General features: G+C 42.7%; 11 protein-coding genes. 7 read left to right on the top strand and 4 right to left on the bottom strand.

Features of this window, described 5'->3' with window-relative positions; translation table 11 throughout:
* Both JN178_RS10100 and rmf read left to right on the top strand, forming a co-directional pair.
* Positions 1-1,764 carry a DUF3466 family protein gene (locus tag JN178_RS10100; RefSeq protein WP_202265758.1) on the top strand — a complete coding sequence of 588 codons (1,764 nt, stop codon included), beginning with the start codon at positions 1-3 and terminating at the stop codon, positions 1,762-1,764.
* Positions 1,765-2,051: 287 nt separating this feature from the next.
* The gene (gene rmf / locus JN178_RS10095; protein WP_159624501.1) at positions 2,052-2,228 is read left to right on the top strand and encodes a ribosome modulation factor; all 177 of its coding nucleotides are present in this window, start codon (positions 2,052-2,054) and stop codon (positions 2,226-2,228) included.
* A gap of 86 nt (positions 2,229-2,314) precedes the next feature.
* On the opposite strand, the gene fabA is transcribed toward rmf, so the two are convergent.
* Positions 2,315-2,833 (bottom strand): bifunctional 3-hydroxydecanoyl-ACP dehydratase/trans-2-decenoyl-ACP isomerase, encoded by a 519-nt coding sequence (gene fabA / locus JN178_RS10090; RefSeq protein WP_202265756.1) that lies wholly within the window; start codon positions 2,831-2,833, stop codon positions 2,315-2,317.
* 133 nt (positions 2,834-2,966) lie between these two features.
* On the opposite strand from fabA, the gene JN178_RS10085 reads away from it, so the two are divergent.
* Positions 2,967-3,254 carry a hypothetical protein gene (locus JN178_RS10085; protein ID WP_202265754.1) on the top strand — a complete coding sequence of 96 codons (288 nt, stop codon included), beginning with the start codon at positions 2,967-2,969 and terminating at the stop codon, positions 3,252-3,254.
* Between the two features lie 40 nt (positions 3,255-3,294).
* On the opposite strand, the gene JN178_RS10080 is transcribed toward JN178_RS10085, so the two are convergent.
* The gene (locus tag JN178_RS10080; RefSeq protein WP_202265752.1) at positions 3,295-4,848 is read right to left on the bottom strand and encodes a cryptochrome/deoxyribodipyrimidine photo-lyase family protein; all 1,554 of its coding nucleotides are present in this window, start codon (positions 4,846-4,848) and stop codon (positions 3,295-3,297) included.
* A 21-nt stretch (positions 4,849-4,869) separates the two neighbouring features.
* A complete protein-coding gene (locus tag JN178_RS10075; RefSeq protein ID WP_202265750.1) occupies positions 4,870-6,201 on the bottom strand; it encodes a DASH family cryptochrome in 1,332 nt (443 codons plus the stop codon).
* A 113-nt stretch (positions 6,202-6,314) separates the two neighbouring features.
* Here JN178_RS10075 and JN178_RS10070 point away from each other — a divergent pair, with 113 nt between their 5' ends.
* The 3 genes from JN178_RS10070 to JN178_RS10060 are packed head-to-tail and all read left to right on the top strand — an operon-like array spanning position 6,315 to position 9,411.
* Positions 6,315-7,739 (top strand): cryptochrome/photolyase family protein, encoded by a 1,425-nt coding sequence (locus tag JN178_RS10070; protein WP_202265748.1) that lies wholly within the window; start codon positions 6,315-6,317, stop codon positions 7,737-7,739.
* A 3-nt stretch (positions 7,740-7,742) separates the two neighbouring features.
* Positions 7,743-9,281, top strand: a complete 1,539-nt coding sequence (locus JN178_RS10065; RefSeq protein ID WP_202265746.1) for a cryptochrome/photolyase family protein — start codon at positions 7,743-7,745, stop codon at positions 9,279-9,281.
* Positions 9,268-9,411 carry a DUF2256 domain-containing protein gene (locus tag JN178_RS10060; protein WP_202265744.1) on the top strand — a complete coding sequence of 48 codons (144 nt, stop codon included), beginning with the start codon at positions 9,268-9,270 and terminating at the stop codon, positions 9,409-9,411. The genes JN178_RS10065 and JN178_RS10060 overlap by 14 nt, the downstream gene beginning before the upstream one ends.
* A 127-nt stretch (positions 9,412-9,538) precedes the next feature.
* Here JN178_RS10060 and JN178_RS10055 read toward each other — a convergent pair whose 3' ends face one another.
* Entirely contained in the window at positions 9,539-11,866 is a 2,328-nt protein-coding gene (locus JN178_RS10055) for a TonB-dependent receptor domain-containing protein (protein ID WP_202265742.1), read from the bottom strand.
* A 219-nt stretch (positions 11,867-12,085) separates the two neighbouring features.
* On the opposite strand from JN178_RS10055, the gene JN178_RS10050 reads away from it, so the two are divergent.
* Positions 12,086-13,495: an MATE family efflux transporter gene (locus tag JN178_RS10050; protein ID WP_202265740.1), complete on the top strand. Its 1,410-nt coding sequence runs from the start codon at positions 12,086-12,088 to the stop codon at positions 13,493-13,495.
* Positions 13,496-13,570 lie beyond the last annotated feature (75 nt).

Here is a 13,570-nt window from a genome sequence, read left to right as displayed (position 1 = left end):
ATGAAACGAACTCAGCTTGCCGCCGCCGTTCTGTTGGCAACAGGAAGTGTTTCGGCAATGGCCGCGACCTATTCAGTGACGCCTCTTCCTTTACAGGATACCGCAGTAAACAACTTTGCCCGCTCAATAGACAACTCAGGCAAAATGTTAACTGTCGTTCAGCGCGAATTTAATCCGCCTGTCGATGTAGACCAGTTAGAAAATGACACTACATTTTTTACCCAGTTTGGTGCAGCACTAGAAAATGAAGATGACGCATTACAAGGCGTATTCACTGATGCTGACTACACACTTATCGTTAACTATCTGCTTTCAAACGTAGGGGCCACGCAAGGGCAAAAACTCGCGGAATACAGAACCTACATCACCGATACTCAAGATTTTTCATTAGTCCCCGGGTTAGATCAAGTTACTGATAAATTTGACGATTATACCTTTTCAGTAGAAGCTACTGGTCGCGATAGTTTAAACGGTGACTTTATCGTAGGTGACTCTGCAGGTCTTGTTGTACTTGATCCGTATGAGAACGAAGATGGCGATACCATTAACTACACCTACGCAGAATCTACTCAGCAAGCATTTGTGCAGGTAGCTGGAAATACTACAAAACTACCTCCGGTGGATGACACGTTGGGCGGATATGCCTCTGCGCAAAGTGTTAACGAGAACCTGCAAGTTGCCGGATATAGCTCAGTGAGTTTCTTAGATGTGGTTAATGATGCAATTGACAATTGTGCTGACCCCGAGGCGCGCACCGACATTTCAGAAGGCCGTTGTCGCTCGAACGTTTATTCAGGCTCATTTGTTGTACCGCGCATTGACACCTACTTTATCAACGCAAGTACACGCACAAGAGCATTGGCAAGTTTTGTACTCGCTGCTGAAGTAAATGCGACTATCTGGCAGTTAGACGCTACTGGTGATGTCATCAGTACACAAACCTTCCCGCTATTGTTCGAACGCGAAGAAGATGACACCAATCACTACTATAGTTACGCATTTAGCATAAACAATCAGGGGATTGCGGTTGGTGAAGCATTAACTGGTGACAGAGTTTCTGTAACCCGCCCTAATAGCTCAGCGTTGTTGGAGAGTGAACGTGTTGCAACCGTGTATCGCGATGGCGAGACAATTGAACTCCTACCCAGAGACGAGAATATCTTAAGCCAAGCAATAGATATTAATGACAACAACTGGGTGGCTGGGGCAGTCTTGCGTTCGCGCAGCGATATAGCGCGTTCACGATTATTCGCGTATAACCTAGATACTCAAGAACAGTACTATCCTGATGGTTTCTTTACGAGTTCAGGTGTTACCCCAAATGCCATTAACAACAACAATATTATTGTTGGTAAAGCAGATTCAGTTATAAGCAATGATTCCATCCGTCAAACAGCGGCGTTTATGTATAACATTGAAACGCAAGAGTTTACTGATTTGAACGATCTCATTGCATGTGACAGTGATTATGAGTTAGTTGAAGCGGTTGATATCAACGACAACAACGAAATAATTGCAAATGCCCGTGTTAAGAACACCAACCGTTATGCAACGGGTGTAGATATTATTAATAGTGATGGCGAAACAGAGCTAGTTGATAATATTATTGCTGTAAAACTCTCTCCGCTAAGTAATGGCGACATTGAAGAATGCGAGATACCTGACGATGAACAACCCTATGAACGCCAGGGTGCGTCAATGGGTTGGCTAAGTGTGTTAGCACTTCTTGGTGTAGCGCTAATGCGCAGACGCATTAAAAAGTAATCACATTGATTGTGTAAAAAACCGCATCTTGATGCGGTTTTTTTTTATGCCTTTGAGATGTAAAAACTGAAATATTTATGCATAAAAAATGTAATAAATATTTCATTTAAACTTCATCAATTTAAAGATTGTCAAGACCTTTAATTTTTTATTTTTCTTGAACCAATTGGTCAATTGCACTATCAAAGTAGTGTACGCAAAATTTTTCCGGCACTATCGACCTAAGATGATGTAGAGCGCTCGCGAAATGTTTTGTTGTGCACCCAACAAACAAAAGAGGCTAATCAATGAAAAGACAAAAAAGAGATAAACTGACTCGCGCACATGCAAAAGGCTATCAAGCTGGTATCAGCGGTCGTTCGAAAGAAAATTGTCCATTTCAGCAAAACGATGCACGTTCACAGTGGTTAGGTGGATGGCGCGAAGCGGTAGAAGATAGACACTTAGGTTTAAGTGTTAAGTAACACTTTCTCTTTTATGAACTGATTAAGCAAAAGGAAGAGCCCCTGCAAAGGGGCTTTTTTCTGTCTTAAATCCCTAAAGATTAAAACTAGAAATTGGACGTATCTTGAAATAGGCCTACTTTAAGATCTTTGGCTACATAAATTTCGCGACCATCAACTTCTACAACGCCATCTGCCATGCCCATAAACAATTTGCGCTTAATAACACGCTTCATTGTAATCTTGTAGGTAACTTTTTTCGCAGTAGGCAAAATCTGCCCTGTGAATTTAACTTCGCCAACACCTAATGCACGGCCTTTACCGGGGCCTCCGCTCCAACCTAAGAAAAAGCCAACGAGTTGCCACATAGCATCTAACCCTAGACAGCCAGGCATCACAGGGTCGCCAGGGAAGTGACACTCAAAAAACCACAGGTCAGGGTTAATGTCGAGTTCTGCAATTATTTCACCCTTGCCGTGCTCACCACCATCTTCAGTGATTGAAACAACACGATCCATCATTAACATGTTCGGCGCTGGTAATTGACTGTTACCTGGACCAAACATTTCACCACGACTACATGCAAGTAAATCTTCTTTGTTAAAGCTATTTTTCTTCTCTGACATTCCCAGCTCGTTATTGTTGAATAATTTCGTTGCTAATTTAGCGAACACTTGTACGCCAAACAACTCTGAACAGTCATTTTTCTGAAGAAAAACGCGTGTTAGACTAAACGTAACGCAAAATTATGTGATTACTATGACAGATAAAAAAGCAAAAAAACGCAGCGAGAAAAGCCCTTCAGAGAAAGCTAAGGCTAATGCGGATAAACAACGTCGGTTTAGAGAGCGACAAAAAGAGGCCGGTAAAAAGCTTGTTCGCGGGTATGTAACCCCTGAAGCGAAAGCTTGTTATGATGAAATTCGCGAAAAAACAGACTGGACTGACAGCGAAGCCATGTCTAATGCGATGCGCTTAATGTACGCGGCCTACAAGTGCGGACAAATAAAGCTATTAAATGAGTGGCTCAGAAAAAATAATCGCTAGTAGAACATCTACGCATACATCGTTACGGTTTCGCTTCTGCCTAATGTGATGCTTGTTTTTGTTTAAGCCATGTGCGGCTTGGACTATTTTGCATTGAATGTCGTTCTACAATGCGTTTGGCATGTTTAATAACATCATCGCGTTCGCGATAGTCCCATAAACGTTTTGCCGTAAGTTTACTGAGCGCAGCTATATCGATTATTGGTTCTACGTAGTCTCGTGTTAAGTCAAAATCGAGCATTTGAGCTTCTAGGGGAGGGAGCAGGTGTGGTGCATGCACTGCGTCATCAGGGAGTTTCCTTATCTCGGGAACCCATTTTTTTATAAACACGCCTGACGGATCTAGCTTTTTTGATTGTGTGAGTGGGTTATACAGCCTGACAGTGTGTATACCTGTTATGCTGGCTTGCATCTGTATTTGGGGGTAGTGTATTCCGGGTTCGAAGTCTAAAAACTGCGTTGCAAGATAGTGGGCGGCTTTAAGCCAATGCACGTTTAAGTGATGACATAAAAAACTCGTTACCATAGCGCGCATTCTAAAATTAAGGTAGCCCGTTTGCGCGAGTGCGCGCATGCATGCATCGACCAATGGATAACCCGTTTTCCCCGTTTTCCAGAGGTAAAATCGGCGTTCGCATTCAGGACCCTCAATATAAGGAAAGTGCGCGTAACCATCGTTCATTGCCCTAAATTCAATGCTATGTTCACTTTCAAATTTCTGAATGAAATGGCAGTGCCAATGAAGGCGTGTAGTGAGAGCGTTTAATGCTCTTAGCCATTGAGCTTTTTGCTCGCCTTGTAAACGCCGCTTGTCACGCTTGTGATTTATAACTGCGTGGTAGGCTTGTCTTATAGATAAATTACCCCACGCAAGATAAGGGCTTATACGTGTACATGCTTCACGAGACGCTTCTGGTTGTGAAATATGTTTGTGGTAATTTATGCCGCGCGCTTCGAAAAAGTGTTTTAACGCTTGCCATGCTCTGCGTTCACCGCCTTGTTGCATCTTGGAATTATGTGCTACTGATGGATTAATTGTTTGGTAATCACAATATTGTGCGAAGAGTTTTTCGTTGCCTTGCCAGTGCACCCATTTTGCATCATCAATAGGAAAATCGAACGTATTTTTGGCGAATTGTACTTCCCAATTAGCTTGCCAACGCGTCCTATTTGGTAAACCTCTTATTACCGCACCGTACTGACATTCTATAAATGATATATTGCTATTTTTCAGATAGTTAGAAATGCTCACATCACGGTTATACGTAACCTTCAAACCTATTTCCTGGTGACTCCTAACCGTGTTAATGCGGTATTGTTGAGCAATAAGGCTGATAGCGTCAGCGGCTTCCATATAAAGTTGCAACACACGCTTGTTATTTGGCAATTGTGCATCGATGTCAGCAAGGCTTTGACTTACAAATCGCCAATGTCGCTCATCCATATGAGGGTCACATAATAGCGATGGCTCCCAACAATAAAGAAGTAAGATATTTTCGTTATTGTTGTATGCACTAAATAGGGGCTCATGATCGCGCAAGCGTAAATCCCGCTTAAACCAAACTACTGTGATAGTGTCATTTGATGACTTCATTACCAGCATCAACCGCAATTTCTATGTAGGCTTGAGCCATTTGGCGCGAAAGCTACCGTCAGTGTCGTAGATTTCAGTCTGTTTTTGTAGATTGAATTGTCTATGGCCTCTTGGGTCGCTACCTACACCTGCAAGGTACAGCCAATTGCCCCAATTGCTGCCTACGTCATAGTCTACTAATTGTTGCTCAAACCACGCCGCACCATAACGCCAATCTAGTCCGAGTTCATGCACGAAACAACTGGCTACAAGTTGCCTTCCACGGTTAGACATGTATCCGGTGTGAAGCAATTGGCGCATACACGCATCAACAATAGGGTAGCCTGTTGTGCCATTACACCACTTTTCAAAGGTTTCTTGATCATGCCGGGTGTTCGGTGTTTTATTTTGAATTCCAGAAAATGCGAACCACTGACTGTGATATTTTCGTTGTAGCCAATAAAAAAACTCTCTCCACAACAATTCAAAGTATATCCAATAGGTTGAATCATTCTTTTCAACAGTCTGCTCAAAATGCGTAACTTGTCTTACAACCTCTCTTGCCGAAAGTGAGCCATTTGCAAGCCATGCTGATAGTTTCGTACTGTGTCGCCATGTATCCAAAGCGTTTCTAGTTTCTTTGTATGATGAAGCGACCTGCCATTCAAATAAGTAGTTTTGTAAATGAGCGAGAGCAGCGGTTTCTCCACCAATAAATTTTCCTTCTTCGTAAGAAAAACTATTACTCGTTGTAATGTCGTCAAATACCTCTGGCAATCGGCTTGGTAAGTGCTTTGGTGTGTAGCTCAATGGGAAATCTTGAGGTATCTCACAAATAGTACGCGGCGTTGACGCTTTTTCAATTTTGCGCCTAAACGGGCTGAATACGTCTGGCATGCTATTTATGCTAAAAGGCAGGTCATTCTCATTAAAAAGACCAAAGGTTTCTTGCGCTACAAATTCAACAGCGAAGAGTTTTTTTCTTAACTCATCTTCCTCACAACGCTCGTACCAACCATTGTGTACACTCATGCCAACATGTGTAAAAAACTCACTGTCGACAAGAGACGCTACGCAGCTAACAGGGTCGCCAGAGTAAATGTGAAGTTTGTGACCCAGTTTGAGTAAATTATTGGATAAATCCCACAGCGACTGTTTTAAAAAACTTAAACGATGAGCGCCAATCCGTGACAGACCCATTTTATCTGTATTAAGTAGTTTCTCATCAAATATATAGATAAATGTAATCTCATCGACACTTTCACACATCACTTTCAATACTTCATTGTCGTGTAGCCGTAGGTCGTTCCTAAACCAATAAAGCCCTCGTTTTGTTTGTTTTTTATCACACTGATTAATTGGTTGATTTACCATATATTTTCACTATTAGTTTTTTAATTTTCTAACGGATCCTGAACCGAAGGAACATCGTAGTAAGTGAAATACGTAACCGACTAAAAAATAGAACAACGAAAAAAGGAAAAATAGTGACCGTTCCTGTTAGCATCATGTGGTTCAGACAAGACTTACGCGTTAAAGACAATCCTGCGCTTAACGCTGCCTGTGATATGGGAAAAATTGTACCCATTTATATTTATGACGAGGCAACACCTGATGGAAGGATCCCTGGTGGGGCGAGTCAATGGTGGCTACACCACTCTTTAGCTTCATTAAATGAACGCCTCAATGGACACCTTCAAATCTTTAAGGGCGATCCAAAGCAACTTATTCCTAAATTGTTAAAAGAATTCAGCGCCAAATCTATATTTTGGAATCGCTGCTATGAGCCATGGCAAAAAAATCGTGACACGGGTATAAAAAAAGCCCTTGTAAACGACGGATTCGACGCACAGAGCTATAACGGAAGTTTGCTCTGGGAGCCTATGAAGGTACTCAAGAAGGATGGTACGCCGTACAGAGTGTTTACGCCTTATTATCGAAAAGGCTGTTTGCAAATTGATGAACCCAGATACCCTAAAGCACCACCTGCGAGGATCACTTACGCCGATGTAAAGGATATTGGCGATGGGCTCGAAGCATTAGATTTGCTTCCAACAATAGCGTGGGATGAAACCATTAAGTCTAGTTGGAAGCCTGGCGAAGAGGGCGCAGCTGACAACCTATCGAGTTTCATCGAAAACGCGGCACGAAATTATAAAGAAGACAGAGACATTCCTTCTGTAAAGGGAACATCTCGGCTATCGCCACATCTCCATTTTGGTGAAGTCTCTCCTAATCAAGTGTGGTACGCCATAAAAGATAAATTTGGAAATAGCGAAGATAAGAGTATTGATACCTACTTAAGCGAATTAGGCTGGCGCGAATTTAGCTATTACTTGCTGTATCATTTTCCCACATTGCCGAATAAAAATTTCAACGAAAAGTTCGATAAGTTCCCATGGCGAACTGATGCTAAAGCGCTCAAAGCGTGGCAAACGGGCAACACTGGCATTCCTATCGTCGACGCTGGCATGCGCGAACTATGGCAAACCGGTTATATGCACAACCGAGTACGAATGATTGTGGGGTCGTTTTTAGTGAAGAACTTGTTGCTGAGCTGGCATGAAGGCGAGCGATGGTTTTGGGATACCTTGCTCGATGCTGACCTTGCGAGCAACAGTGCCAGTTGGCAATGGGTCGCGGGCTCAGGTGCAGACGCAGCACCGTACTTTAGAATCTTTAACCCTATTTTACAGGGAGAAAAATTCGATAAAAAAGGCAACTATGTGCGTCGATATTGCCCGGAGCTTAAAAACTTGCCAGACAAGTACATCCACAAACCATGGGAAGCCCCAGGAATCATTGCGAAGGACGCAGGTATTGAACTAGGTAAGGACTACCCTAAGCCAATTGTAGATTTAAAAGCGTCACGCCAACGAGCGCTCGACGCGTTTCAAGAGATAAAAGAGTAGGGTATGTCTTCACTCATATTAGTACTTGGCGATCAGCTAACTGAAACGCTTCCGGCTATTGCTAACGCGCGCAAAACCAAAGATACAATACTAATGGCTGAAGTTCGCGAAGAAGCTACTTACGTAAAACATCATAAGAAAAAAATCGCGTTTTTGTTCAGCGCCATGCGTCATTTTGCTAAAGCGCTGAAAGATGATAATTATCGTGTGGACTATGTGTCCTACCTTGATGACAACAATCAAGGTAGCTTGCTTGGTCAAGTTAGGTATGCGCTAGATAATGACGACTTTGAACGCGTGGTATGCACAACGCCTGGTGAACACAGGCTGCTTAAAAGTATGCAGCAGTGGGAGAACGAGTTAGGTGTTCCGGTTGAAATCTGCGAAGACAACCGCTTTCTGTCTACTCCTCAAGAGTTTAGTGACTGGGCTCACGGTAAAAAACAGCTTCGTATGGAGTTTTTTTACCGAGAAATGAGACGGAAACACCACGTGCTGATGGACGGTAAAAACCCCATAGGTGGGAAATGGAACTACGATTCACAAAACCGCGAGTCCATGCCTGAGACACACAAGGTCCCCAAGCACACCACGTTTGATATTGACAATATTACGCAAGATGTAATTAAGCTTGTAGAGAGTGAGTTTGAGCATCATTTTGGTGAGCTAGATAATTTCTTTTTTGCTGTCACGCGCAAAGATGCGCTTAAAGTGCTTGATACATTTATTGAAGAGCGACTACATAACTTTGGTCAATATCAAGATGCCATGGTTGAAGGCAAACCATGGATGTATCACTCACATATTGCCTTTTATTTAAACTGCGGTTTGCTTACTCCTAAAGAAGCCATTGACGCCGCTGAACGGGCTTATCACGCCGGTCAGGTTCCACTCAATTCTGCCGAAGGGTTTATTCGTCAAATTCTGGGTTGGAGAGAGTATGTCAGAGGGTTCTATTGGCACTTTATGCCTGGCCTCAAAACGGACAACTATTTTGGAAACACGCGCTCATTGCCATCTTTCTTTTGGGATGCCCAAACCAATATGAACTGTATGCGCCAGTGCATAAAAGAAACTGAGCAAAATGCGTATGCGCACCATATTCAACGTCTTATGGTAATTGGGAACTTTAGCCTGCTGACTGAACTTAGCCCAGAAGAAGTTCAGGCTTGGTACCTATTAGTCTATGCAGACGCCTATGAGTGGGTTGAACTGCCTAACGTTGCGGGCATGATTCTATACAGTGATGGCGGCAATTTGGCCAGCAAGCCTTACGTGGCAAGTGGTAGCTACATCAATAAAATGTCCAATTACTGTAAGAATTGTGGCTATCAAGTATCCAAAAAAACAGGACCCAAAGCCTGTCCTTTTAACTACCTCTATTGGCACTTTATTGATAAACACAAAGAAAAGCTAAGTAACAACAATCGTATGGCAATGATCTATAAAACGTATTCACGTATGAAAGAAGAGAATATTGATGCGATGAAAGATGATGCTACGATATTTTTGACCAAGCTAACTAAGAATGAAGAAGTCTAACTTACCCTCCAAAATCTGCCCAGTTTGTGACCGTCCTTTTACTTGGCGAAAAAAATGGGAACGAGATTGGGAAAACGTAAAGTACTGCTCTAAGCGCTGCGCGTCGTCTAAAAAACAGAAGGTGGTGTAGTGTTTGCTCAGCATCCATATTGTGTAATGGATGCTGAGATTAGCGGTGCAGTATTAGATTAATGAAGTATTGAATTAATAAACTAGTGCACCAATTTTGTTATAGATGGCTAAAATGATGGCTTAAATTAGAACTGATATTCCACGTTCAATCTAATATCTCTACCTGGCTCTAAATGGCTTGCAAAGCCCTCAAAAACCTCACTGTAATCAGCAAAACTCGAGTGGTCTCGGTAGGCTTCGTCAAACGCGTTTTTCACCATAAGTCTTGCAGTTAAGTTTTCGCTGACTTGATAAACTGCAAAAAAGTCGTGCGTTGCATATGACGGTTTTGTCAACGTGAAGATATCTGAAGTGTCACCCGTCGCCGCAGCATTTTGCAGCGTCGTGATACCACCTAAACTATCGACATACGTAAAGAACCAACCAAGTTCTAGCGCATCGGTAACATAGTAGGAAGCGTTAATGGTATAAGTGTCACCACGAGAGTTACCCAGCGCACGCTGTTCGTAGCCTTCCACTTTTATCCCGTTGTAAATGAGCGGTTCGCCGTCAACCAGCGCAGGCGCATCTATTTTAGCAACATCGAACGCATTAAAATCAGCGCTATATGATGACAGGTTTACAATTGGCGCACCATTAGCGTCTAACGCGATAGTTGATGTGTTGGGTTGATAATTATATAGCTCTGTTGTGTTGTGCACGTAACTAGCAATAACACTATAGTTTTCGGTAATATACCCGAGTTTAATTTCAACACCATCAGACTCAATATCACCGATATTGCGAACGTTAGTACCACCAATTTCAAGGTTCATGGCATTATCAAGACGCGATTGATAGGCCGCTACGCGCGCCAATAATCCATCTTTGTTGTATTCAATACCAATTTCAGCGTTTTCAGCATCTTCAGCTTGAATGTCTGGCTCTACGCCGTTGTAATCGATAGTGAATGTATCACCCACTTCTTTTCCACGAAGTGCTTGAGCATAACCTGCTGTAAGATTTACCGCGTCGTTTAATTGATACGCAACACCAATGTTTGCACTAAATCCGTCACTATCAACGGTGACATCTTCCGATGTGCGCGACAACGTATTGAAGGTTCCATTTGGCCCGACTACTTGACCCAGTGGCGTCAGGGTAGAGAAATCAGCAATAACAAAGAAGCCTGCGTCTGCAACGGTAGGCACTTGTGCTGCTACTTGCGCAAAGGTCACCTCAGACTCAGCATAGAATTTGTGCGTTGTATCTAACTCGTAATCGTCATAACGCACACCAAAACTTAGCATTAAGTCTGGCGTGATATCCCAGTGATCTTGCACATAAATGCCCAGCACTTTACCCGTTTCTTCACCGCTAAGGGGCTGACCAATTGAGCCTGCTTCTGACGTTTGGTCGCGATACTCAACGCCGTATGTTAGCGTATGCGCAGCAACATATGATGTGTTACGTAGGTCACCACCAATGGTTTGAATATTACCTTGATACGGGTGCCATGCGCGATCACCTCGAACAATTAGCTCTTGCTCAGTGTTGTATAAGGTAAATTCCAGATTGAGCATAGGGCTAGCTAGCCATTGGTAATTAAATACCGTTGTATTACGCTCAGTTTCGATGGGATAGATAGGGTTTCTTGCTGAAATCGGAAAGTTAGGTCTAGACGGGAAGTTACCTGACTCTTCGCGAATTTCATGACTAAGCGATACAAATTGATTGTCGCCAAATTCGCCATTCAGTTTTACGAAGCTTAACTCTTGCTCTGTGTCTGTGGTTTCGCGAACAAGGTTTCCGTTTTCGTCAGTATACTCAAAAGCAATCTCATTGCCGTTACCATCTTCATAACTGTCTGTATCGATACGCACGTGTGATGCGAGTACGCTCCAGTTATCAGTTAATTTGCCATATCCTGTTGCGCTGTACTTAACGAAATCATTGGTACCGCCACCAACTTTAACAATACCGCCAAACTGCTCGTTGTCTGCAAGTAAGTCGTTTGCCGTTTTGGTTTTGAATCGAATGGCACCACCGATGGCTCCCGAACCTGCTGTTGCCTCACCGGCACCAGCCTGTACCTGAACACTTTTCAAGAGCTCAGGCTCAATTGACAATCGGCCGATATGGTGGAATAGGGTACCTGTCTGCGGAGCGCCATCAACAGTGACATTCAACATCGTATCTTCAAAGCCGCGAACAAACACAAGTTGCGTAATACCAAGACCACCACCGCCAACGGTAACTGATGGCTCTAAACGAAAGATATCATTCAAGTCATTAGCCTGAATTTTCTGAATATCTTCAGCGGTTACCTCTAAATTTGTGGCTGACCCGACAATTTCAACGCGTTCAATCTCGTCTTCCTTAACGTTTTTGTTACTCTCTGCTGCAAAAGCATATGTCCCTGATAGCGCCACTCCTATGGCAATAGACAGTGAAGCTAACCTTGTGTTGTTCATGTGTTTCATCGTGACCTTGTTACTTGCATCTAAATGTGAATTATTATCATTTGCGTATTATCAACATAGATCACTAAAAAGAAATAGATTTTACAACTGTTACAATTCAGCTTTGTTCAGAAGTAACAAGTAGTTAACAAACGTCTCAAATGTAACCTTGATTGAATGACGGCAATAAGCCACTTAGGATTATTCGTCTACTGTATTTGAGAAGCTATAATGTCTCTACAAACAAAAGAAGAAATCCTATCGCGTCCTGTATTAACCACGTTCTTTAAACATACTTTTGTGTCGCTTATTGGCCTGATGGCTCTTACAACGGCAAACGTGGTGGATGGCATTTTTATTGGTAAATATGTTGGTGCACAGGGGCTTGCAGCAATATCACTACTTCTTCCTTATGTTACGCTGCTTGTAGCGCTTTCATTAATGTTAGCTATAGGCGCTAGCGTTTCTATAGGTACCTTCATGGGGAAGGGAGATACCGAGTCTTCCAGTGCGTTGTTTACGCAAGTACTTATCGTTACAGTCGCACTAAATACATGTCTTGCTTTGGTGAGCTACATTGCAGAGCCGGTTTTATTTTGGTTACTGTATATTCCCGCTGATATTGTGCCCCTTGCCCGAGAGTATTTTTCAATAATCAGGTGGGTTTTTATTCTTCAATTTCCTTGTATGGTTCTTTATTACTTAGTGCGGGCCGATGGCTACACCAAACTTGCCACTGTGGCTTTGGTCGTTGGCGCTCTGGTAAACATCGTGTTGGATATGGCGTTTGTGGGTTACCTAGACTACGGAATTTCCGGCGCAGCTTATGCGACAGCATTGGCACAAGGTACACAGTGCTTATTGCTGCTTATGTACTTTAGAGACAAAGACCGTGTATTAACGCTCTCTATGTTCAATAAGCCTTGGCGGCGTATCGCTCGGGTCGTTAAAAATGGACTTTCAGAATTTACAAATGAAGTATCAGTGGGCGTGCTTTTTCTCGTCATCAATACATTAATGGTGATGCGTGCTGGCAGTGAAGGTGTTGCCGCTTACAGCGTTGTTAATTACCTTATCTTTTTAAGCGTTATGGTGAGTTTCGGCATTGCAGATGCTATGCATTTGTTGGTGAGTTACAACCGAGGGGCAAAAAACAACGACAGAGTAAGTGACTTTTTATCAGTGGCATTGGGTACCTCAATACTTCTAGGCCTTGTAGTCTCAGCTTGTCTTGTGTTTTACGGTGAAGTCATCGTTGGTGTCTTTTTAGATTCATCCGATCATCAAACCGCTTATTTTGCCATAAACATAATGGCTATTATGTGGCCGCTGTTCCTTGTCAATGGGTGCAATATTTTACTTAGTGTATTTTTAACCGCTATTGAAAAACCCTTTGAGTCGGCGGCAATCGCATTGTGTAGAAGTGTTGTGTTACCTGTAGGCTTGTTAGCCGCAACATTTCATTTTGTATGGTCAGTCAGCTTATTTGGCGATATTGAGCCAACAATATCATTTCTCATTGCGCTACCCGCTGCAGAGTGGCTCACATTGTGTTTTGCGGTGTTTCTTATACGCAAAAGTTACAAATCAAACCAAGGCTTCGAAGACGGCTTTGATAAAGGTCAAAACGTAAAACTCTGAATTAGACTATCAAAGTGAGCGTGAAAATTGTGCACATGTAACAAATGTAAAAACGGTTGCTAATGAAAACCATTC

Source organism: Alteromonas sp. KC3 (genome assembly GCF_016756315.1).
Taxonomy (GTDB): Bacteria; Pseudomonadota; Gammaproteobacteria; order Enterobacterales; family Alteromonadaceae; genus Alteromonas.
The sequence above is the reverse complement of the archived record's forward strand: the minus strand, read 5'-3'. Positions and strand labels throughout refer to the sequence as shown.

What these genes read in the sequence shown, in the direction of transcription:
- JN178_RS10100 (WP_202265758.1), top strand. Translation starts at nt 1, where the DNA reads ATGAAACGAACTCAGCTTGCCGCCGCCGTTCTGTTGGCAACAGGAAGT.
- rmf (WP_159624501.1), top strand. Translation starts at nt 2,052, where the DNA reads ATGAAAAGACAAAAAAGAGATAAACTGACTCGCGCACATGCAAAAGGC.
- fabA (WP_202265756.1), bottom strand. Translation starts at nt 2,833, where the DNA reads ATGTCAGAGAAGAAAAATAGCTTTAACAAAGAAGATTTACTTGCATGT.
- JN178_RS10085 (WP_202265754.1), top strand. Translation starts at nt 2,967, where the DNA reads ATGACAGATAAAAAAGCAAAAAAACGCAGCGAGAAAAGCCCTTCAGAG.
- JN178_RS10080 (WP_202265752.1), bottom strand. Translation starts at nt 4,848, where the DNA reads ATGAAGTCATCAAATGACACTATCACAGTAGTTTGGTTTAAGCGGGAT.
- JN178_RS10075 (WP_202265750.1), bottom strand. Translation starts at nt 6,201, where the DNA reads ATGGTAAATCAACCAATTAATCAGTGTGATAAAAAACAAACAAAACGA.
- JN178_RS10065 (WP_202265746.1), top strand. Translation starts at nt 7,743, where the DNA reads ATGTCTTCACTCATATTAGTACTTGGCGATCAGCTAACTGAAACGCTT.
- JN178_RS10060 (WP_202265744.1), top strand. Translation starts at nt 9,268, where the DNA reads ATGAAGAAGTCTAACTTACCCTCCAAAATCTGCCCAGTTTGTGACCGT.
- JN178_RS10055 (WP_202265742.1), bottom strand. Translation starts at nt 11,866, where the DNA reads ATGAACAACACAAGGTTAGCTTCACTGTCTATTGCCATAGGAGTGGCG.
- JN178_RS10050 (WP_202265740.1), top strand. Translation starts at nt 12,086, where the DNA reads ATGTCTCTACAAACAAAAGAAGAAATCCTATCGCGTCCTGTATTAACC.